Origin of the sequence: Tardiphaga sp. 841_E9_N1_2, assembly GCF_051811065.1 — a bacterium.
GTDB classification, from domain to species: Bacteria; Pseudomonadota; Alphaproteobacteria; order Rhizobiales; family Xanthobacteraceae; genus Tardiphaga; species Tardiphaga robiniae.
In genome coordinates, this window is record NZ_JBPWQC010000001.1 from 2,054,891 (window position 1) to 2,071,956 (window position 17,066).

General features: G+C 60.2%; 29 protein-coding genes. All 29 read right to left on the bottom strand.

Annotated elements, in window-relative coordinates; all coding sequences use genetic code 11:
* Window positions 1-93: 93 nt before the first annotated feature.
* The 29 genes from AB8A50_RS09880 to rpsJ all read right to left on the bottom strand — a co-directional run bounded on the left by AB8A50_RS09880 (window position 94) and on the right by rpsJ (window position 17,054).
* Entirely contained in the window at window positions 94-888 is a 795-nt protein-coding gene (locus tag AB8A50_RS09880; protein WP_439077551.1) for an SDR family NAD(P)-dependent oxidoreductase, read from the bottom strand.
* A gap of 354 nt (window positions 889-1,242) precedes the next feature.
* Window positions 1,243-1,701, bottom strand: a complete 459-nt coding sequence (locus tag AB8A50_RS09885) for a toll/interleukin-1 receptor domain-containing protein (protein WP_439077552.1) — start codon at window positions 1,699-1,701, stop codon at window positions 1,243-1,245.
* A gap of 561 nt (window positions 1,702-2,262) precedes the next feature.
* Window positions 2,263-2,676 (bottom strand): 50S ribosomal protein L17, encoded by a 414-nt coding sequence (rplQ, locus tag AB8A50_RS09890; protein WP_089268182.1) that lies wholly within the window; start codon window positions 2,674-2,676, stop codon window positions 2,263-2,265.
* Between the two features lie 124 nt (window positions 2,677-2,800).
* On the bottom strand, window positions 2,801-3,832 hold the full coding sequence (locus AB8A50_RS09895) for a DNA-directed RNA polymerase subunit alpha (RefSeq protein WP_089268181.1): 1,032 nt from the start codon (window positions 3,830-3,832) through the stop codon (window positions 2,801-2,803).
* A gap of 99 nt (window positions 3,833-3,931) precedes the next feature.
* A complete protein-coding gene (gene rpsK / locus AB8A50_RS09900) occupies window positions 3,932-4,321 on the bottom strand; it encodes a 30S ribosomal protein S11 (RefSeq protein ID WP_068731453.1) in 390 nt (129 codons plus the stop codon).
* 108 nt (window positions 4,322-4,429) lie between these two features.
* Window positions 4,430-4,798 carry a 30S ribosomal protein S13 gene (gene rpsM, locus AB8A50_RS09905; RefSeq protein ID WP_068731455.1) on the bottom strand — a complete coding sequence of 123 codons (369 nt, stop codon included), beginning with the start codon at window positions 4,796-4,798 and terminating at the stop codon, window positions 4,430-4,432.
* Between the two features lie 179 nt (window positions 4,799-4,977).
* Window positions 4,978-5,907, bottom strand: a complete 930-nt coding sequence (locus AB8A50_RS09910) for an adenylate kinase (RefSeq protein ID WP_439077553.1) — start codon at window positions 5,905-5,907, stop codon at window positions 4,978-4,980.
* Window positions 5,904-7,235 (bottom strand): preprotein translocase subunit SecY, encoded by a 1,332-nt coding sequence (gene secY, locus AB8A50_RS09915; RefSeq protein ID WP_089268179.1) that lies wholly within the window; start codon window positions 7,233-7,235, stop codon window positions 5,904-5,906. The genes AB8A50_RS09910 and secY overlap by 4 nt, the downstream gene beginning before the upstream one ends.
* Window positions 7,236-7,385: 150 nt before the next feature.
* Window positions 7,386-7,871 carry a 50S ribosomal protein L15 gene (gene rplO, locus AB8A50_RS09920; RefSeq protein WP_068731461.1) on the bottom strand — a complete coding sequence of 162 codons (486 nt, stop codon included), beginning with the start codon at window positions 7,869-7,871 and terminating at the stop codon, window positions 7,386-7,388.
* A 115-nt stretch (window positions 7,872-7,986) separates the two neighbouring features.
* Window positions 7,987-8,181, bottom strand: coding sequence for a 50S ribosomal protein L30 (gene rpmD / locus AB8A50_RS09925; RefSeq protein WP_068731463.1), 195 nt, complete (start codon window positions 8,179-8,181; stop codon window positions 7,987-7,989).
* Window positions 8,182-8,261: 80 nt separating this feature from the next.
* The gene (rpsE, locus tag AB8A50_RS09930) at window positions 8,262-8,834 is read right to left on the bottom strand and encodes a 30S ribosomal protein S5 (RefSeq protein WP_068731465.1); all 573 of its coding nucleotides are present in this window, start codon (window positions 8,832-8,834) and stop codon (window positions 8,262-8,264) included.
* An 87-nt stretch (window positions 8,835-8,921) separates the two neighbouring features.
* Complete coding sequence (rplR, locus tag AB8A50_RS09935) at window positions 8,922-9,284, bottom strand: 50S ribosomal protein L18 (RefSeq protein WP_068731467.1); 363 nt, start codon at window positions 9,282-9,284, stop codon at window positions 8,922-8,924.
* 11 nt (window positions 9,285-9,295) lie between these two features.
* Entirely contained in the window at window positions 9,296-9,829 is a 534-nt protein-coding gene (gene rplF, locus AB8A50_RS09940; RefSeq protein WP_089268177.1) for a 50S ribosomal protein L6, read from the bottom strand.
* A gap of 13 nt (window positions 9,830-9,842) precedes the next feature.
* A complete protein-coding gene (gene rpsH, locus AB8A50_RS09945) occupies window positions 9,843-10,241 on the bottom strand; it encodes a 30S ribosomal protein S8 (RefSeq protein ID WP_089268176.1) in 399 nt (132 codons plus the stop codon).
* Window positions 10,242-10,253: 12 nt separating this feature from the next.
* Window positions 10,254-10,559, bottom strand: a complete 306-nt coding sequence (gene rpsN, locus AB8A50_RS09950; RefSeq protein WP_089268175.1) for a 30S ribosomal protein S14 — start codon at window positions 10,557-10,559, stop codon at window positions 10,254-10,256.
* Window positions 10,560-10,602: 43 nt separating this feature from the next.
* Window positions 10,603-11,163, bottom strand: a complete 561-nt coding sequence (rplE, locus tag AB8A50_RS09955; RefSeq protein ID WP_120291946.1) for a 50S ribosomal protein L5 — start codon at window positions 11,161-11,163, stop codon at window positions 10,603-10,605.
* Window positions 11,156-11,470 (bottom strand): 50S ribosomal protein L24, encoded by a 315-nt coding sequence (gene rplX, locus AB8A50_RS09960; RefSeq protein ID WP_068731477.1) that lies wholly within the window; start codon window positions 11,468-11,470, stop codon window positions 11,156-11,158. Before rplX ends, rplE begins: the two co-directional genes overlap by 8 nt.
* Window positions 11,470-11,838, bottom strand: coding sequence for a 50S ribosomal protein L14 (rplN, locus tag AB8A50_RS09965; protein ID WP_068731479.1), 369 nt, complete (start codon window positions 11,836-11,838; stop codon window positions 11,470-11,472). Before rplN ends, rplX begins: the two co-directional genes overlap by 1 nt.
* Before the next feature lie 41 nt (window positions 11,839-11,879).
* Window positions 11,880-12,128 (bottom strand): 30S ribosomal protein S17, encoded by a 249-nt coding sequence (gene rpsQ / locus AB8A50_RS09970; protein WP_089268173.1) that lies wholly within the window; start codon window positions 12,126-12,128, stop codon window positions 11,880-11,882.
* A gap of 10 nt (window positions 12,129-12,138) precedes the next feature.
* Entirely contained in the window at window positions 12,139-12,348 is a 210-nt protein-coding gene (rpmC, locus tag AB8A50_RS09975) for a 50S ribosomal protein L29 (protein ID WP_089268172.1), read from the bottom strand.
* Between the two features lie 4 nt (window positions 12,349-12,352).
* Complete coding sequence (gene rplP, locus AB8A50_RS09980) at window positions 12,353-12,766, bottom strand: 50S ribosomal protein L16 (RefSeq protein ID WP_089268171.1); 414 nt, start codon at window positions 12,764-12,766, stop codon at window positions 12,353-12,355.
* A 32-nt stretch (window positions 12,767-12,798) separates the two neighbouring features.
* A complete protein-coding gene (gene rpsC, locus AB8A50_RS09985) occupies window positions 12,799-13,497 on the bottom strand; it encodes a 30S ribosomal protein S3 (RefSeq protein ID WP_068731624.1) in 699 nt (232 codons plus the stop codon).
* A 19-nt stretch (window positions 13,498-13,516) separates the two neighbouring features.
* Window positions 13,517-13,903 carry a 50S ribosomal protein L22 gene (gene rplV, locus AB8A50_RS09990; protein WP_068731486.1) on the bottom strand — a complete coding sequence of 129 codons (387 nt, stop codon included), beginning with the start codon at window positions 13,901-13,903 and terminating at the stop codon, window positions 13,517-13,519.
* Window positions 13,904-13,913: 10 nt separating this feature from the next.
* The gene (gene rpsS / locus AB8A50_RS09995; protein WP_089268170.1) at window positions 13,914-14,192 is read right to left on the bottom strand and encodes a 30S ribosomal protein S19; all 279 of its coding nucleotides are present in this window, start codon (window positions 14,190-14,192) and stop codon (window positions 13,914-13,916) included.
* 12 nt (window positions 14,193-14,204) lie between these two features.
* Window positions 14,205-15,038: a 50S ribosomal protein L2 gene (gene rplB, locus AB8A50_RS10000; protein WP_068731490.1), complete on the bottom strand. Its 834-nt coding sequence runs from the start codon at window positions 15,036-15,038 to the stop codon at window positions 14,205-14,207.
* Window positions 15,039-15,050: 12 nt separating this feature from the next.
* Window positions 15,051-15,350: a 50S ribosomal protein L23 gene (locus AB8A50_RS10005; protein ID WP_068731492.1), complete on the bottom strand. Its 300-nt coding sequence runs from the start codon at window positions 15,348-15,350 to the stop codon at window positions 15,051-15,053.
* Window positions 15,347-15,967: a 50S ribosomal protein L4 gene (rplD, locus tag AB8A50_RS10010; protein ID WP_089268169.1), complete on the bottom strand. Its 621-nt coding sequence runs from the start codon at window positions 15,965-15,967 to the stop codon at window positions 15,347-15,349. The genes AB8A50_RS10005 and rplD overlap by 4 nt, the downstream gene beginning before the upstream one ends.
* A 1-nt stretch (window position 15,968) precedes the next feature.
* Complete coding sequence (rplC, locus tag AB8A50_RS10015; RefSeq protein ID WP_068731496.1) at window positions 15,969-16,694, bottom strand: 50S ribosomal protein L3; 726 nt, start codon at window positions 16,692-16,694, stop codon at window positions 15,969-15,971.
* 51 nt (window positions 16,695-16,745) lie between these two features.
* On the bottom strand, window positions 16,746-17,054 hold the full coding sequence (rpsJ, locus tag AB8A50_RS10020) for a 30S ribosomal protein S10 (RefSeq protein WP_013166261.1): 309 nt from the start codon (window positions 17,052-17,054) through the stop codon (window positions 16,746-16,748).
* Window positions 17,055-17,066 lie beyond the last annotated feature (12 nt).

A 17,066-nucleotide genomic window follows, 5' to 3' on the forward strand; every position in this document is an offset into this window, starting at 1 on the left:
TAATCCTCCAGGTTCGGGGCTGCATGCCCACGGTCCCACAACGAACAAAGGCGGCGCTTCGGCGCCGCCTTTTTATCTTTGCGGGGCGTACGCTTATGCGATGGTCTGGACGATCCCGCCCTCTGCACGCAGCGCTGCACCGTTGGTCACGGCCGCCTCCTTCGACGAGACATAGACCACCATGTTCGCGATCTCCTCGACGGTGGCGAAGCGCTGGATCAGCGATGTCGAGCGGTGCTGCTTGACGAAGTTGGAGGCCGCCTCCTCGACCGATTGCCTGTTCTGTTTGGCGAGATCCTTGACGAAGGTCTCCACGCCTTCCGACATGGTCGGTCCGGGCAGCACGGAATTGACCGTCACAGCCGTGCCCTTGGTGAGCTCCGCGAGGCCACGCGAGATCGCGAGCTGCGCTGTCTTCGTCATCCCATAGTGGATCATCTCGCCGGGAATGTTCAGTCCGGACTCCGATGAGATGAAAACGATGCGGCCCCAGTTGCGCTTCAGCATGCCCTGCATGTAGGCGCGCGACAGACGGATGCCCGACATCACATTGACCTCGAAGAAGCGCGTCCAGTCCTCATCGGGAATATCGAAGAAACCCTTGGGCTCGAAGATGCCCGCATTGTTGATGAGGATATCGACGTCTGGCAGCGCGGAGGCCAATGCCTTACACCCCTCTGCCGTCGAGACGTCCGCCGCGACGCCCTTCACTTTCGCGCCTGGCACGGCCTTGGTAATCGCAGCAATCGCAGCATCCACCTTGCCCTGGCTGCGGCCGTTGACGACGACCTCGGCCCCCGTCGCCGCGAGGCCCTTGGCGATGGCATGGCCGATGCCGGCCGTGGAGCCGGTGACGAGGGCGGTCTTGCCGGTGAGATCGATTTTCATGGAGGCGCTCCGTTGGATGGTGGAACTGATATTGGAACTCAGAAGCGCATGCGCAACCGCCGTCACGGGCGGTTGATGAGGTCATAGCCCGCTGCAAGTACAACTGTCATCGCCCAGCCTTGCGCGCTGGGACCGGGCGATCCGGTACACTCCGCCGGGTGTTCACCGGGACCGACAATTGCTCGCAGTCGCGATCTGAATGTCTGAATTCGGTGCCTGTGCTGATGGCTACACGCGACCCGTTGCGGACGTTGGGTTCTGGGTGTCGGCTTCAGCATGACGCTCACCCGGCTCGTAGCTAATCAACACACCACGGTTACACGGACAACGGAAAGCCCCGGACCCTGGTGTCACTTAGAGGGTGACTAGGTCCTTGAGCTTCGTTGCCACCTCGGCCATCGTGTCCTCTGCGGTGCTCAGACCATTGCGAGACGCGAGCATAGGACTGACCTCGCGAAGCGCGGCGTAAGTTGTTCCGTGCATGATGGGAATAAGTTGGCCTTCCTGCAGAAGCACAGAGAGTTCTTTTTCCGCGATGCCTTCGCCTTGGATGCGCTTCACGAAGTTGGGCGTCACCAACACGAGGCCGACCCGTGATTTCGCCAGACCTTTGTCGATTTCGCGAACGAAAGGCACGCCGAGGGCAATGTCCTTCTCGCTGAACCAGACCTTGACCCCTCGGTCTTCAAGCAGGTCATGTAGTTCCTTCGCAGGCCCTTGGCGGTCATCCCACGCATGGCAAAGGAAGTAGTCCCGAAGATCAGGGGATGTTTGTTTCTCGACGTTCGCGCGGACCGGTGCAAGTTCCTGCACCTCGCTAGGCGTATACAATACGGTGGATCTAGGAGCCCACTGCGGTTTCATGGTCTTGCGAGAGGTACCGCTGGAGCGACCGCTGCCCCCGCTTGACGAGGAATAGGACGGCGGGGGGGAGTATGACCGGGATCCGTAGCCATAGCTCCGGCTCCGGGCGTAGCGAGGTCCGCATACAGGGCAGTCAGCCCCGCCACCCCGTGTGTGGCCTCTTACGGGTGCAGTGCATCTAGCCATCGTTGAGCGCGATCCTCTTATAGTTAAGGTAATGATATAGCGCCGCCCGCTGGGCGGGCAAGGGTATGCTGAGCCCAATCTATGATTGTCGCGCCAGGGGGGATGCAACGTCTGCCGTCCACCCCGAACAGACCGGCATGTCCGCTCGCGGCACCGGCGCCCGGCTTTGCCTGTTATGGTCTATCCTCGTCATTCTGGGTCACCCGGCCAGGCGCGCCAGCGCGCGCTTGGCCGGGTGACGGCAGATCGTGAGTGACGCACCGTACCCAACAAAAAAAGCGGCGCACGAGGCGCCGCTTTTCCGAAATTCTGATGTGAAGTGGCTTACGCCGCTTCGGAAGCGCCCTGCACCGGACCCGAATCCTTGCCCTTGGCGTCTTCGTCGCGATCGACGAATTCGATCAGAGCCATCGGGGCGTTGTCGCCGTAGCGGAAGCCGGCCTTGATGATGCGGGTGTAACCGCCCTGGCGATCAGCGTAGCGCTTGGCCAGCACGTCGAACAGCTTGCGGACCTGATCCTGATCCTTCATCTCGCTGATGGCCTGGCGACGCATGTGGAGGCCGCCCTTCTTGCCGAGGGTGACGAGCTTCTCCACGATCGGGCGGAGCTCCTTGGCCTTCGGAAGCGTGGTGATGATCTGCTCGTGCTTGATCAACGACGCGCACATGTTGGCGAACATCGCCTTGCGATGTTCTGCGGTGCGGTTGAGCTTGCGATGAACCTTGCCGTGACGCATTGGAATATTCCTTATATTTCAGTTTGCCGCGACGGTTCGTCGGACATCATGTTGCAGGTGGGCTGCCTGCGTTCGCCCATAACGCCATGGCCGGGTTAGACCCCGGCCACGCCGCTCGTGATGCTCAGTAGTGATCTTCGAAGCGCTTGGCCAACTCGTCGATATTTTCCGGCGGCCAACCGGGCACTTCCATGCCGAGGTGCAGACCCATCTGGGCGAGCACTTCCTTGATTTCGTTCAGCGACTTGCGGCCGAAGTTCGGAGTGCGGAGCATTTCTGCTTCCGACTTCTGAACGAGGTCGCCGATGTAAACGATGTTGTCGTTCTTCAGGCAGTTTGCCGAACGCACCGAGAGCTCGAGCTCGTCGACCTTCTTGAGGAAAGCGGGGTTGAAAGCGAGATCCGGAATGACTTCCTGAGCAACTTCCTTGCGGGGCTCTTCGAAGTTCACGAACACGTTGAGCTGGTCCTGCAGGATGCGCGCGGCATAAGCGACCGCGTCATCCGGCGTGAGCGCGCCGTTGGTCTCGATGGTCATCGTCAGCTTGTCGTAATCGAGGATCTGGCCCTCACGGGTGTTCTCGACCTTGTACGACACCTTGCGAACCGGCGAGTACAGGCTGTCGATCGGGATCAGGCCGATCGGCGCGTCTTCCGGACGGTTATGCTCGGCAGCGACGTAGCCCTTGCCGCCGGCAACGGTGAATTCCATGCGGATCTCGGCGCCCTCGTCGAGGGTGCAGATCTGCAGGTCGGGATTGAGAACGGTCACATCGCCGACAGTCTGAATGTCGCCGGCGGTCACGACGCCCGGGCCCTGCTTCTTCACGACCATGCGCTTCGGGCCTTCGCCCAGCATCTTGATCGAGATGTCCTTCACGTTCAGCACGATGTCGGTGACGTCTTCACGCACGCCGGCAATCGAGGAGAATTCATGCAGCACGCCGTCGATGTGCACCGACTGCACGGCAGCGCCCTGCAGCGAGGACAGCAGGATGCGGCGGAGTGCGTTACCGAGGGTCTGGCCGAAACCGCGCTCGAGCGGTTCGGCGACCAGGGTCGCAAAACGGGTTGGATCGCTGCCAGGGGTTACCTGCAGCTTGTTCGGCCGGATAAGTTCTTGCCAATTTTTCTGGATCGTCACTGTGTCACCCATGCCATCAAACTCACTGGCGTTGGAGATCGCGGATCAGTCCGCGTAAGTCGCATCGCAAAAGCGATCGCGGGCAGCCGAGCCACCCGCGATCAAAAAGTATCAAACGCGCCGACGCTTGCGCGGGCGGCAACCGTTGTGCGGGATCGAGGTCACGTCGCGGATCGAGGTGACCGTGAAGCCCGCGGCCTGCAGAGCGCGGAGAGCCGATTCACGACCCGAGCCCGGACCGCCGACTTCGACTTCCAGCGTGCGCATGCCGTGTTCCTGCGCCTTCTTCGACACGTCTTCAGCAGCAACCTGCGCTGCGTACGGGGTCGACTTGCGCGAACCCTTGAAGCCCATCGTGCCAGCCGACGACCAGGCAATCGTGTTGCCCTGCGCGTCGGTGATGGTGATGGTCGTGTTGTTGAACGACGAATTCACGTGCGCGATGCCCGATGCAATGTTCTTGCGCTCGCGGCGACGAATACGTCCGGCTTCCTTTGCCATCTCTAACCTTTCTGAGGATCTCAACGCCGCCGTAATGCCAGCGGCTACACCAAAAAATAATTGCAGAAGCGGATGATCATCCGCTTCCGCAAACTCGTATTCGAAAGCTTACTTCTTCTTGCCGGCGATCGACTTGGCCGGACCCTTGCGGGTGCGCGCATTGGTATGCGTGCGCTGGCCACGAACCGGCAGACCGCGACGATGACGCAGACCGCGATAGCAGCCGAGGTCCATCAGACGCTTGATGTTCATGCCCGTCTCGCGACGAAGATCGCCCTCGACCAGATAGTCGCGGTCGATGACTTCACGGATCTGCAGAACTTCCGCGTCGCTGAGCTGATTGACGCGGCGTTCCGGAGTGATCTTCACCTTCTCGATGATATCGGCGGCGTTCTTCTGGCCGATGCCATGAATGTACTGCAGCGCGATCAGCACGCGCTTGTTGGTCGGGATGTTTACACCGGCGATACGGGCCACAACTTCTCTCCTGTCACCAGTCCATCACGAACCGGCATTATCATCAATTGTCGGGCGGGTATTCACAAACGCGAACACGACGCCCGTCCCCTGGATTTCAGTGGGGCCCGGCATCGTTGGAATCTTCCGACTGGATGAGGGCCTTATTAAAGTATTCGACTTCGTTTCGTCAACCTGCTCTAGCGTTTGACGCGCTTTTTGCCGGCTTTCTTGGCCACTTTACCGGCCTTCTTGGCTGGCTTTTTGGCCGACTTGCTGGTTTTGGCCTTCGAAGCCGATTTTACAGCCTTTTTGGCTGCTTTTACCGCCTTTTTGACCGTTTTCTTGACAGTCTTCTTTACGGCTTTCTTGGCCGCCTTTGCCTTCTTGGCGACCTTTACCGGCGCCTTCTTGGCCTTCTTGACTGCCTTCGCGGCTTTTTTGGCCGATTTGGCTGCCTTCTTGGCCGGAGCAGATCCGCGCTTGGCGGCAGCAGCCTTCTTGGCGGGCTTGCGGGCCGGCTTCTTCGCCGACTCATCGGCGGCGAGAATCGCTGCCAGCACGCGGTTGATTTCAGCCGTCACCTCTTCGATGGTCATCATGCCATCGATGGTCACCAGCTTCCGCTTCTCCGAATAATAATGCACCAGCGGCTCGGTCGAGGTGCGGTAGCTCGCCAGGCGCTTCGACAGCACTTCCGGCGTATCATCGATGCGCACGGTCTCGCCGCGCTCCATCATCTGCGCGACACGGGCTTCGACACGCTGCAACAGCGCGCTTTCGTTGACGCGGAGCTCAACGGCAGCATCGAGATGAAGCCCCTTGGACTTCAGCAGTGCATCCAGCGCTTCAGCCTGCGGCACGGTGCGCGGGAAGCCGTCGAGGATGAAGCCATTGGCGGCATCCGGCAGCTCGATGCGATCCGAGATGATCCCGATCACAATATCATCGGGCACCAGGCCGCCAGCGGCCATGATGTCCTTGGCCTTGAGGCCAACTTCGGTCTCGGCAGCCACGGCAGCACGCAGCATGTCACCGGTGGACAGCTGAACGATGTTGTGACGTTCGACAAGACGATGTGCCTGAGTTCCCTTGCCCGCCCCCGGCGGCCCGAGAAGAATCAACCTCATTTGCGCCGGCCCCTCAGCTTCGACTTGCGGATCAAACCTTCATACTGGTGCGCCAGCAGATAGCCCTGCACCTGCGCCACAGTATCCATAGTGACACTGACCACGATCAGCAGCGACGTGCCGCCGAAGTAGAAAGGCACCGAGGCGTAGGAAATCAGGATCTCGGGGATCAAGCAGACCACGGCGAGATAGGCAGCGCCGAGTACAGTGATGCGCGAGAGCACATAGTCGATGTATTCCGCGGTCCGCTCACCCGGGCGAATGCCTGGGATGAAGCCACCATGCTTCTTCAGATTGTCGGCAGTCTCGGTCGGGTTGAACACGATCGCCGTATAGAAGAACGCGAAGAACACGATCAGCGACACATACATGATCAGGAACAGCGGACGACCATGGCTTAGCTGCGTGGTCAGCCACTGGAACCATTCCGGCCCCTTCCCTGCGTTGAAGCTCGCGATGGTCGCTGGCAGCAACAGCAGCGATGACGCGAAGATCGGCGGGATCACACCCGAAGTGTTGAGCTTCAGCGGCAGATGCGAGGACTGGCCCTCGAACATCTTGTTGCCGACCTGGCGCTTCGGATACTGGATCAGCAGGCGGCGCTGGGCGCGCTCCATAAACACGATGAAGGCGATCACGACCACGGCCATCACGATGACGACCAGGATCAGACCGGTCGACAGTGCGCCCTGACGACCCAGTTCGAGCATATTGGCGATCGCCGACGGAAGCTCGGCCACGATGCCGGCCAGAATGATCAGCGAGATGCCGTTGCCGATGCCGCGCGAGGTAATCTGCTCACCCAGCCACATCAAGAACATCGTGCCGCCGGTCAGCGTGACCGAGGTCGAGATCAGGAAGAACATGCCGGGTTCGCTGACGACATTGCCGGCGCCCTGCAGACCCGCCGCAATGGCATAGGACTGGAATGCAGCGAGGATGACAGTCAGGTAACGGGTGTACTGGTTCAGCGTCTTGCGGCCCGCCTCGCCCTCTTTCTTGAGAGCTTCGAGCTGGGGCGACACCGTGGTCAGCAGCTGAATGATAATCGATGCCGAAATATACGGCATGATGTTCAGCGCAAAAATCGCCATGCGGTTGATGCCGCCGCCCGCGAACATGTTGAACATGCCGAGGATGCCGCCGGCCTGCTGCTTGAACACCTGCTCCCACGCGGCCGGATCGATGCCGGGCAGCGGAATATAGGTGCCGAGCCGATAAACAAGCAGCGCACCCAGTGTAAACCAGATGCGCTTCTTCAGTTCATCGGCCTTGCCGAGGGCCGAAAAGTTGAGGTTTGCTGCTAATTGCTCTGCTGCAGAGACCATGTTTGGCTTTCTCCCGCGCCCCTTTCGCCATCATGCCCCGAAAGAGCGGGGCATGCAGCGGAGGCCGGACATTATTTGGTGCTCGGCATTGATAAAATCTACTGCCACGTCACGCAAGGCCGCCCACAGACGCAGGCGATGCCGCAGATGTTACGCAGCTTCGCCGTCGGCCTTCTTCGGCGCGATGATCTTCACCGAACCGCCAGCCTTCTCGATGGCTTCGATCGCCGTCTTGGTGGCGCCGTGCACTTCGATGTTGATCTTGGCCTTGATCTCGCCACGACCGAGAACACGCACACCAGCCTTCGAGCGGCGCAGAACGCCAGCCTTCACCAGCGATTCAGCATTGATCACGGCCTTGATGTCGATGGTCTTCGCATCGATCGCGTCCTGGAGGCGGTCCAGGTTGATCTCGGCGTAATCGAGACGGAAGATGTTGTTGAAGCCGCGCTTCGGCAGACGACGATGCAACGGCATCTGGCCGCCCTCGAAGCCCTTGATGCGGACGCCCGAACGTGCGGTCTGGCCCTTGCCGCCGCGACCCGCGGTCTTGCCCTTGCCGGAGCCGATGCCACGGCCGACGCGCATACGCTTCTTACGGGAGCCGGCGTTATCGGCGATATCGCTGAGCTTCATCGTTCTTTTCCCTGTTTCGCCCTGTCTTCCCGAGGCTTACCGGCAGATCCGGACCTCGAAGGTCAACAGTGTCATCCCTGCGGCAACCTGGCGGCCGCAGTGAGACGACGTGAACTTACTTATCCTCGACCACGCGGACGAGGTGCTGCACTTTGGTGATCATGCCGCGAACTTCAGGGGTGTCCTGCAATTCGCTGACGCGACCGATCTTGTTGAGCTTGAGGCCGATCAGCGTAGAACGCTGCGAGTGGTGCCGGCGAATTGCGCTGGCGACCTGCTCGACCTTGATCATCTTTGCGGCCTTGGCCATCGTGATAACTCCAAAAAGTCTTTTTAGAGGGCATGATCCTTATCAGAAAAGCGGAGATCCACTTTTCCGAATCATGCCTGTTATTCGGCAACCAGCTCGGCGTCACCGCCAACGCGGCGCGACTGCAGGGTGGACACCTTGATGTTGCGGCGAGCAGCAACCGAACGCGGCGAATCCTGATGCTTCAGCGCGTCGAAAGTGGCGCGAACCATGTTGTAGGGATTCGACGAACCGATCGACTTGGCCACCACGTCCTGGATACCCAGCGTTTCGAACACAGCGCGCATCGGACCGCCGGCGATGATGCCGGTACCAGCCGGAGCGGCACGCAGATACACGCGACCCGCGCCATGACGGCCAGCGATGTCGTGATGCAGCGTGCGACCTTCGCGCAGAGCGACGCGCGTCAGGTTGCGCTTGGCCGACTCGGTTGCCTTGCGGATTGCTTCCGGAACTTCACGGGCCTTACCGTGACCGAACCCGACCCTGCCCTTCTGATCGCCAATGACGACCAGAGCTGCAAAGCCGAAGCGCTTACCGCCCTTGACGACCTTCGCCACACGATTGATGTGGACGAGCTTGTCGACGAACTCACTATCACGCTCTTCCCGGGGGCCCCGGTCGCGTCCGCCGCGTTCGCGTTCACCTGCCATGGTGTTTTCCAATCCTTGCGAAGCTTTCGCTTCTAACCCTGTGTCCGTTCAAATCTGCAACTTGCAAATCAACGAAAGTGAAATCGCTTAGAAGCTGAGCCCGCCTTCGCGAGCCGCATCTGCCAGCGCCTTGACGCGGCCGTGGTACAGATACTGACCACGGTCGAACACCACTTCCTTGACGCCATTCTTGACCGCGCGCTCTGCCAGCAGCTTGCCTACAGCCTGCGCCGCATCGACGTCCGCACCGGTCTTGCCGGTTTCGCGCATCGCCTTCTCCAGCGACGACGCGGAAGCGAGCGTCTCGCCCTTCAGGTCGTCGATGACCTGCGCGTAGATGTGCTTCGACGAGCGGAAGATCGACAGGCGCGGACGGCCATTGGCAGTCCGGCGGAGCGAGAGCCGCACGCGTTGCTTGCGCCGGGCATTCGTAATCTTGAGTTTCGACATGACCGGCTCCGTTACTTCTTCTTGCCTTCCTTGCGGAAGATAAACTCGTCGGAATAACGTACGCCCTTGCCCTTATAGGGCTCCGGCGGACGATAGCTGCGGATCTCCGCTGCTACCTGACCGACGCGCTGCGAGTCGTTGCCGGCGACGTTGATCTCGGTCGGCTTCGGCACCGTGATGGTGATGCCTTCCGGGATCGCGTAGACGACATCGTGGCTGTAACCGAGCGCCAGCTGCAGGTTCTTGCCCTGCAGGGCCGCACGATAACCGACGCCGGTGATCTCGAGCTTCTTCTCGAAACCCTTGGTAACGCCTTCGAGCAGATTCGCGATCTGCGCGCGAGCAGTACCGTACAGTGCACGGGCGCGATTGGTTTCGACGCGAGGAGCAACCTTGATTGCGCCCTCTTCCATCTTCACCACCACGTCGTCGTGCACGACGAACTGAAGAGCGCCCTTGGGGCCCTTCATCTTGACGGTCTGGCCTTCGACGGACGCGGTAACTCCCGCGGTCACCGCCACTGGCTTCTTGCCAACTCGTGACATGACTGATCCTTCCTCAGAACACCGTGAAGAGAACTTCACCGCCCACATTCGCGTCGCGCGCGTCGTGGTCGGCCATAATTCCCTTGGGCGTCGACAAAACGGAGATACCGAGGCCGTTCTTCACGCGCGGCAGGTTCTTCACCGAGACGTAAACGCGACGTCCTGGCTTCGAAACACGCTCGATTTCGCGGATGACCGGTTCGCCATCGAAATACTTGAGTTCGATCTCGAGCTCGGAGCGGCCCGACGAATGCTCGACGCTGGCGAAGCCACGGATGTAGCCTTCGTTCTTCAGCACTTCGAGCACGTTGGCGCGCATCTTGGAGCCCGGGGTCGAAACCTTGGACTTGGTACGCATCTGCGCATTGCGGATACGGGTGATGAGATCGCTGATTGGATCGTGGGTCGACATGTTCCGCCCCCCTTACCAGCTGGACTTCACGAGCCCGGGAACCAGGCCCTTCGAGCCGAGTTCACGCAGCGCGATACGGCTGAGCTTGTTGATACGATAGACCGAATGCGGACGACCGGTGATTTCGCAACGGTTCATGATCCGAACGGGCGATGAATTGCGCGGAAGCTCGGCGAGCTTCAACGTTGCGGCGAACCGCTCTTCCATCGGCTTGGTCTTGTCGGCGATGATGGCCTTGAGACGCGCGCGCTTCGGCGCAGCGTTCGCGGACATCTTCTTCCGACGGTTGTTCTTCTCGATCGAACTCTTCTTTGCCATGCTTGGCTCCTGGGTTACCGCGTTTGAGAAGCTTTTCAGCTACTCACTGCCGGAACGGGAAATTGAAAGCGGTCAACAAAGCGCGGGCCTCGTCGTCGGTGCGCGCAGTGGTGCACACCGTGATGTCCATGCCCAGCGGCGTATCCCCGGCCTTGTCGAAATCGATTTCCGGGAAAATGATGTGCTCTTTGAGACCGAGCGAGTAGTTGCCACGGCCGTCGAAGCTCTTGGCGTTCAGGCCACGGAAATCTCGCACGCGCGGCAGAGCGACGTTCACCAGACGATCGATGAATTCGTACATCTTCGTCTTGCGGAGAGTCACCTTGGCACCGATCGGCTGGTTTTCACGCAGCTTGAAGGTCGCGATAGCAACGCGCGAATAGGTCACGATGGCCTTCTGACCGGCGATCAGCGACAGGTCGCTGGCAGCGGTTTCGGCCTTCTTGCGGTCGTTCACAGCTTCGCCAACGCCCATGTTCAGGACGATCTTGTCGAGGCGCGGAACCTGCATGACGTTTTCGTAGCCGAACTGTTCAGTCAGCTTGGCACGAATGGACTTGTCGTATTCGACGCGCAGGCGCGGAATGTAGACGGTCTCAGACATCGATCTCTGCTCCCGAACGCTTGGCGATGCGCACCTTGGTGCCATCAGCCTGGATCTTGAAACCAACGCGAGTCGGCTTGCCGTCCTTGCCGACGATCGCGATGTTGGACAGTTGGATCGGCGCCTCTTTCGAGATGATGCCGCCTTCCTGTGCCTGGGTCTGCTTCTGGTGACGCTTGACCAGGTTGACGCCGCGAACCAGCGCCTTGCCCTCGGTCGGGCGCACTTCAAACACTTCGCCGGTACGGCCCTTGTCGCGACCGTTCAGCACGATGACCTTGTCACCCTTGCGAATTTTGGCAGCCATTACAGCACCTCCGGCGCAAGCGAGATGATCTTCATGTGGTTCTTGGCGCGCAGCTCACGCGGCACGGGCCCGAAGATACGGGTACCGATCGGCTCGGACTGATTGTTGATCAGCACGGCAGCGTTGCGATCGAAGCGGATGACAGAGCCATCCGGGCGGCGAATGTCCTTGCGGACGCGCACGACGACCGCCTTCATGACGTCGCCCTTCTTCACCTTCCCGCGTGGGATGGCTTCCTTGATCGATACGACAATTACGTCGCCAACGGATGCATAACGGCGCTTGGATCCACCAATCACCTTAATGCACATGACACGGCGTGCGCCTGAATTATCGGCCACGTCGAGGTTGGTCTGCATCTGAATCATTGATGCACCTCGTCCTCTGTTTATGCGCTAATGCGCGATTTTTAGGCAGTCTTCTTCTGTTCGCCCCGGACAACCGTCCAGTGCTTCAGCTTCGACATCGGCTTGCTCTCTTCGATCCACACCATGTCGCCCGGCTTGAACTCGTTGTTCTCGTCGTGGGCATGGTAGTTTTTCGAACGGCGAATGGTCTTCTTGTAGATCGGGTGCGTAAAGCGACGGTCAACGCGAACAACAACCGTCTTGGCTTGCTTGTCGCTGACGACCACGCCCTGCAGAGTACGTTTCGGCATGTTCGGCCCCTTACTTCGACTTACCGTCGCGCTTCTGCGCGGCGATGGTCTTGATTCGTGCAATATCACGACGCGCCTCACGAAGGCGAGAGGTGTTTTCCAGCTGCCCGGTGGCGCGCTGGAAGCGCAGGTTGAAACGCTCCTTCTTCAGATTGAGGACGGCGTCGTCCATCTGATCGGGGCTCATTGCGCGGATATCGCTGGTTTTCATTTCGGCCATGGCTCTACTCCGCAATGCGCGTAACGAAACGCGTCTTGATCGGCAGCTTGGCGGCAGCGAGGGTCATCGCTTCCTTGGCAATCTGCGTGGTGACACCGTCGATCTCGAAGATCACTCGGCCTGGCTTGACGCGCGCAACCCACAGTTCCGGGGTACCCTTGCCGGAGCCCATTCGGACTTCAGCGGGCTTCTTCGAAACCGGAAGATCCGGGAACACCCGGATCCAGACGCGGCCGGCACGCTTCATGTGACGGGTCAGCGCGCGACGGGCAGCTTCGATCTGACGCGCGGTCAGACGTTCCGGCGCCATTGCCTTCAGGCCGAACTGACCGAAAGCCAGCGTGGCGCCCGAAGTCGCAACGCCGTGGATCCGGCCCTTATGCGCCTTCCGGAACTTGGTCTTCTTTGGTTGCATCATGGCTTACGCCCTCAAACCTTCTAATTAAACGCTCAAGCGGCGTCGCGACGCGGCCGGGAATTGTCACCCTCGGCCATGCGCTTGTCCTGAGCCATCGGATCGTGCTCGAGGATTTCGCCCTTGAAGATCCAGACCTTGACGCCGCAGGTGCCGAACGTCGTGAACGCGGTGGCTACGCCGTAATCGATATCCGCACGCAGCGTATGCAGCGGCACGCGACCTTCGCGATACCATTCCATACGCGCGATTTCCGCACCGCCCAGACGACCCGAGCAGTTGATACGAATGCCTTCGGCGCCGAGACGCATTGCCGACTGCACTGCCCGCTTCATCGCACGGCGGAACGCAACGCGGCGCTCGAGCTGCTGCGCGATCGACTCGGCGACCAGGGTCGCATCGAGCTCCGGCTTGCGGATTTCGACGATGTTGATCACCACGTCCGACGATGTGATGTCGGCAACCTTCTTGCGAAGCTTGTCGATGTCAGCGCCCTTCTTGCCGATGACAACACCCGGACGAGCCGACTGAATGGTCACGCGGCACTTCTTGTGCGGGCGCTCGATGATGATCTTGGCGACGGCAGCCTGCTTGAGCTCCTTATGCAGGATCTCGCGGATCTTGACGTCTTCGTGCAACAACTTGCCGTATTCGTTCTTGCCGGCATACCAACGTGAATCCCACGTACGGTTGATGCCAAGACGCAGACCGATTGGATTGATCTTCTGACCCATCTTATTCTCCTGCGCCTGCTTACGCTGCTGCTTCTGCTTCGACCTGACGAACGACAATCGTCAGCTGCGCAAACGGTTTAAAGATACGGCCCGAACGGCCACGGCCGCGCGGACTGAAACGCTTCATCACGATGCCCTTGCCGACATGCGCCTCGGAGACGATCAGTGCGTCAACGTCGAGGTCATGGTTGTTCTCGGCATTGGCGATCGCCGATTCCAGGCACTTCTTCACGTCGACCGCGATCCGCTTGCGCGAGAACTGCAGGTCGGCGAGTGCAGCCGAAGCCTTGCGGCCGCGGATCATCTGCGCAACCAGGTTCAGCTTCTGCGGGCTCACGCGCAACATGCGGGCGATCGCCTTGGCCTCGTTATCCGGGAGGCTCCGTTCGCGCTTTGGCTTGCTCATGACTTAGTCCTCAGCCCTTCTTGGCTTTCTTGTCGCCGGCGTGGCCATGGAAGGTACGGGTCGGCGAGAACTCGCCGAACTTGTGACCAACCATTTCCTCGTTCACAGCGACAGGTACATGCTTCTGGCCGTTGTAAACGCCGAAGGTGAGACCCACGAACTGCGGCAGGATCGTGGAGCGACGGCTCCAGATCTTGATCACATCATGACGACCAGACGAACGAGCGGCATCTGCCTTCTTGAGCAGCGAACCCTCGACGAACGGGCCTTTCCAGACTGAACGAACCATGTCCGGCGATCCTTACTTCTTCCGCTTGTGGCGGCTGATGAGAATGAACTTGTTGGTCGACTTGTTCGACCGGGTCTTCTTGCCCTTGGTCGGCTTGCCCCAGGGCGTAACCGGGTGACGACCACCCGAGGTACGACCTTCACCACCACCGTGCGGATGGTCGATCGGGTTCATGACGACGCCGCGGTTATGCGGACGCCAGCCGAGCCAGCGGGTACGACCGGCCTTGCCGATCGAGATGTTCATGTGATCCGGGTTCGACACAGCGCCGATGGTGGCGGTGCAACGACCATGAACCAGGCGCTGTTCGCCCGAGTTCAGACGGATGATCACGTAATCATGGTCACGACCGACGAGCTGGGCATAGGTGCCAGCGGAACGAGCGATCTGGCCGCCCTTCCCGATCTTCATCTCGACGTTGTGGATGATCGTACCGATCGGCATGTTGCCGAGCGGCATGACATTGCCCGGCTTCACGTCGACATAGCTGCCGGCGATGACGGTATCGCCAACGGCCAGACGCTGCGGCGCCAGGATATAAGCCTGCTCGCCATCGGTGTACTTAATCAGCGCGATAAACGCGGTGCGGTTCGGATCGTATTCCAGACGCTCGACCACGGCCGGAACGTCGACCTTGGAACGCTTGAAGTCGACGATACGATAGGACTTCTTGTGGCCACCGCCACGGAAGCGCACCGTGATGCGACCGGTGTTGTTACGACCGCCAGCCGAGTGCTTGCCTTCGGTCAGAGCCTTGACAGGCTTGCCCTTGTACAGCGCGGAACGATCCACCATGACCAGCTGACGCTGGCCGGGTGTCGTTGGGTTGAATGTCTTAAGTGCCATCGTTGATCGCCCTTACAGTCCGGTCGTAACGTCGATGCGGTGGCCCTCTTCGAGGGTCACGATCGCACGCTTGACGTTCGACTGTGAACCGAGGTTGCCACGGAAGATCTTCGTCTTGCCCTTGCGAACCAGCGTGTTCACGCTCTTTACCTTGACGTCGAACAGCTTTTCGACGGCTTCCTTGATCTGCGGCTTGGTGGCCTTGCCGTCGACCTTGAAAACAACCTTGTTGAATTCAGAAGCGACAGTGGCCTTTTCCGTCACCACAGGGGCGACGATCACATCGTAATGGCGCGGGTCGATATTCTTCATTTGAAGCGCGCCTCCAACGCATCAAGCGCCGCCTTGGTCAGAACCAGCTTCTGACGACGCAGAATGTCATAGACGTTGATGCCCTGGATCGGCAGCACGTCGATGTTCGGAATGTTACGGGCCGCCTGAGCGAAACCGACATGAACCTCGGCGCCATCGATGATCAGCGCGTTGGTCAGGCCGAGACCCGTGAAGTGACCGAGCAGAGCCTTGGTCTTGGCGGCTTCCAGGTTGGCGTTCTCGATCACGATCAAGCCGCCGTCCTTGGCCTTCGCCGACAGAGCATGCTTCAGCGCGAGTGCACGGACCTTCTTCGGCAGATCGAACGCATGGGAGCGAACGACCGGACCGAAGGCACGACCACCGCCGCGGAACTGCGGAACGCGAGCCGAACCGTGACGAGCACCGCCGGTGCCCTTCTGCTTGTACATCTTCTTGCCGGTGCGCCAGATTTCGGCGCGGCCCTTGGCCTTGTGGTTGCCCGACTGGCGCTTTGCGAGCTGCCAGTTGACGCAACGCTGGATGATATCGGCGCGCGGATCGAGACCGAAGATGGCATCCGACAGCTCGATCGAGCCGGCGTCCTTGCCCTCAAGCGTGGTGACGTTCAGTTTCATCTCACGCTCCTTCCTGCTCGGCCGCAGGTGCTTCAACGGTCGCACCCTCTCCTGCCAGCTTGAACTTGCCGGGCTTCGGCGCGTCCTTCGGCAAAGCCTTCTTCACCGCATCGCGAACCGAAATCCAACCGCCCTTGGAGCCGGGAACGGCACCTTCGACGAGGATCAGGCCGCGCTCGACATCAAGCTGCACGACGCGCAGGTTGAGCGTGGTGATACGATCGACACCCATGTGACCGGGCATCTTCTTGTTCTTGAAGGTCTTGCCGGGATCCTGACGACCACCGGTCGAACCGATCGAACGATGCGAAACCGACACACCGTGCGTGGCGCGAAGACCGCCGAAATTCCAGCGCTTCATACCACCGGCGAAGCCCTTACCGACCGAGGTGCCGGTGACATCGACGAACTGGCCAACCACGAAGTGGTCTGCCTGGATCTCGGCGCCGACCGGGATCAGCGCGTCTTCCGACACGCGGAATTCCGCGACCTTCCGCTTGGGTTCAACCTTGGCGACCGCGAACTGGCCGCGTTCAGCCTTGGGCAAATACACGGTCTTGCGCGAGCCCGATCCGAGCTGCAGCGCGACGTAACCGTTCTTCTCGCTGGTGAGGTGGCCAACCACCTGGCAGTTACCCAGCTTGAGCACGGTCACAGGGATATGTTCACCGGCGTCTGTGAAGACCCGGGTCATCCCGACCTTTTGTGCGATCACTCCGGAGCGCATCGGCGTGCTTCCTGTTCTTTCTGTCCGTTTGACCGGACGGGACCTAAATACTTAGAGCTTGATCTCGACGTCGACACCGGCGGCCAGGTCGAGCTTCATCAAAGCATCGACTGTCTGCGGGGTCGGATCGACGATATCGAGAAGACGCTTATGGGTGCGCATCTCGAACTGCTCGCGGCTCTTCTTGTCGACGTGCGGCGAACGGTTGACCGTGAACTTCTCGATGCGCGTCGGCAGCGGGATGGGTCCACGGACCTGTGCACCCGTGCGCTTCGCGGTGCTCACGATCTCACGGGTCGATGCATCGAGGATACGATGATCGAACGCCTTGAGACGAATGCGGATATTCTGGCCGTTCATTGCCGTGTCTTT

Excerpts from the sequence above, each read along its gene's own strand:
- rpmD (WP_068731463.1), bottom strand. The coding sequence starts at position 8,181 with ATGGCCAAGGCCGCAAAGATGATCAAGGTCGAGCAGGTCGCCAGCGCA.
- rplO (WP_068731461.1), bottom strand. The coding sequence starts at position 7,871 with ATGAAGCTCAGCGATATCGCCGATAACGCCGGCTCCCGTAAGAAGCGT.
- rplP (WP_089268171.1), bottom strand. The coding sequence starts at position 12,766 with ATGATGCAACCAAAGAAGACCAAGTTCCGGAAGGCGCATAAGGGCCGG.
- rplE (WP_120291946.1), bottom strand. The coding sequence starts at position 11,163 with ATGTCTGAGACCGTCTACATTCCGCGCCTGCGCGTCGAATACGACAAG.
- rplF (WP_089268177.1), bottom strand. The coding sequence starts at position 9,829 with ATGTCACGAGTTGGCAAGAAGCCAGTGGCGGTGACCGCGGGAGTTACC.
- rpsK (WP_068731453.1), bottom strand. The coding sequence starts at position 4,321 with ATGGCAAAGGAAGCCGGACGTATTCGTCGCCGCGAGCGCAAGAACATT.
- rplB (WP_068731490.1), bottom strand. The coding sequence starts at position 15,038 with ATGGCACTTAAGACATTCAACCCAACGACACCCGGCCAGCGTCAGCTG.
- rplN (WP_068731479.1), bottom strand. The coding sequence starts at position 11,838 with ATGATTCAGATGCAGACCAACCTCGACGTGGCCGATAATTCAGGCGCA.
- secY (WP_089268179.1), bottom strand. The coding sequence starts at position 7,235 with ATGGTCTCTGCAGCAGAGCAATTAGCAGCAAACCTCAACTTTTCGGCC.
- rpsH (WP_089268176.1), bottom strand. The coding sequence starts at position 10,241 with ATGTCGACCCACGATCCAATCAGCGATCTCATCACCCGTATCCGCAAT.
- rplD (WP_089268169.1), bottom strand. The coding sequence starts at position 15,967 with ATGAAACTGAACGTCACCACGCTTGAGGGCAAGGACGCCGGCTCGATC.
- rplC (WP_068731496.1), bottom strand. The coding sequence starts at position 16,694 with ATGCGCTCCGGAGTGATCGCACAAAAGGTCGGGATGACCCGGGTCTTC.
- rplQ (WP_089268182.1), bottom strand. The coding sequence starts at position 2,676 with ATGCGTCACGGCAAGGTTCATCGCAAGCTCAACCGCACCGCAGAACAT.
- rpsS (WP_089268170.1), bottom strand. The coding sequence starts at position 14,192 with ATGGTTCGTTCAGTCTGGAAAGGCCCGTTCGTCGAGGGTTCGCTGCTC.
- rplR (WP_068731467.1), bottom strand. The coding sequence starts at position 9,284 with ATGTCGAAACTCAAGATTACGAATGCCCGGCGCAAGCAACGCGTGCGG.
- rpsJ (WP_013166261.1), bottom strand. The coding sequence starts at position 17,054 with ATGAACGGCCAGAATATCCGCATTCGTCTCAAGGCGTTCGATCATCGT.
- AB8A50_RS09910 (WP_439077553.1), bottom strand. The coding sequence starts at position 5,907 with ATGAGGTTGATTCTTCTCGGGCCGCCGGGGGCGGGCAAGGGAACTCAG.
- AB8A50_RS09880 (WP_439077551.1), bottom strand. The coding sequence starts at position 888 with ATGAAAATCGATCTCACCGGCAAGACCGCCCTCGTCACCGGCTCCACG.
- rplV (WP_068731486.1), bottom strand. The coding sequence starts at position 13,903 with ATGAGCAAGCCAAAGCGCGAACGGAGCCTCCCGGATAACGAGGCCAAG.
- rpsN (WP_089268175.1), bottom strand. The coding sequence starts at position 10,559 with ATGGCAAAGAAGAGTTCGATCGAGAAGAACAACCGTCGGAAGAAGATG.
- AB8A50_RS09895 (WP_089268181.1), bottom strand. The coding sequence starts at position 3,832 with ATGGGTGACACAGTGACGATCCAGAAAAATTGGCAAGAACTTATCCGG.
- rplX (WP_068731477.1), bottom strand. The coding sequence starts at position 11,470 with ATGGCTGCCAAAATTCGCAAGGGTGACAAGGTCATCGTGCTGAACGGT.
- rpsE (WP_068731465.1), bottom strand. The coding sequence starts at position 8,834 with ATGGCAGGTGAACGCGAACGCGGCGGACGCGACCGGGGCCCCCGGGAA.
- AB8A50_RS10005 (WP_068731492.1), bottom strand. The coding sequence starts at position 15,350 with ATGAAGAATATCGACCCGCGCCATTACGATGTGATCGTCGCCCCTGTG.
- rpmC (WP_089268172.1), bottom strand. The coding sequence starts at position 12,348 with ATGGCCGAAATGAAAACCAGCGATATCCGCGCAATGAGCCCCGATCAG.
- rpsQ (WP_089268173.1), bottom strand. The coding sequence starts at position 12,128 with ATGCCGAAACGTACTCTGCAGGGCGTGGTCGTCAGCGACAAGCAAGCC.
- rpsC (WP_068731624.1), bottom strand. The coding sequence starts at position 13,497 with ATGGGTCAGAAGATCAATCCAATCGGTCTGCGTCTTGGCATCAACCGT.